The organism is Tardiphaga robiniae (assembly GCF_001618955.1).
GTDB classification, from domain to species: Bacteria; Pseudomonadota; Alphaproteobacteria; order Rhizobiales; family Xanthobacteraceae; genus Tardiphaga; species Tardiphaga robiniae_A.
Window position 1 is genome coordinate 1 of the sequence record NZ_LVYV01000041.1, and the last position, 529, is coordinate 529.

At 61.2% G+C, this 529-nt stretch carries 1 protein-coding gene; it reads right to left on the minus strand.

Annotation, left to right across the window (positions count from 1 at the left end; all coding sequences use genetic code 11):
• Positions 1 to 529: efflux RND transporter permease subunit (locus A4A58_RS22425; RefSeq protein WP_192855926.1), on the minus strand; the 529-nt coding region annotated here is incomplete at both ends.

Here is a 529-nt window from a genome sequence, read left to right on the forward strand (position 1 = left end):
TGGTCAAAGTCGCGATAGCCTGAAGGGAGACGAGATCGCCGCTCTGGCTGCGGACATGCAAGCGCTCGATGTCCTGACTGCGGCTGCGGAATTCCGGCTCGTCTTGCACGCGCACCTGAAACACGCGGGAGAAGATGTTGAAATCATCGACATAGGACGATCCCAGATGCGCCTGCATCGTCGCGAAGTTGCTGCCGGGCGAAACGCCAAGCAACTCGGCCTTTTTGCGGTCGACGTCGAGATAGAACTGCGGAATATCTGCCGTAAACGTGCTGAATACGCCAGCGAGGCCCGGCGTTTGGGTCCCAGCGACCACAATTCCCCTGATCGTTTCGGCCAATTGCTGTTGACTCTGGCCGTTGCGCGCCTGGATACGCAGATCGAACCCACCGGTCGTACCGAGGCCCGGGATGGCCGGTGGATTGAAGGGGACCATGGTCGCGCCTGCGATGCCTGCGAACCGGGTACGCAGGGCGGTGACGATGCCATCGATGCTGGTGGATGGATCCCCACGCTCACGCCAGGGCTT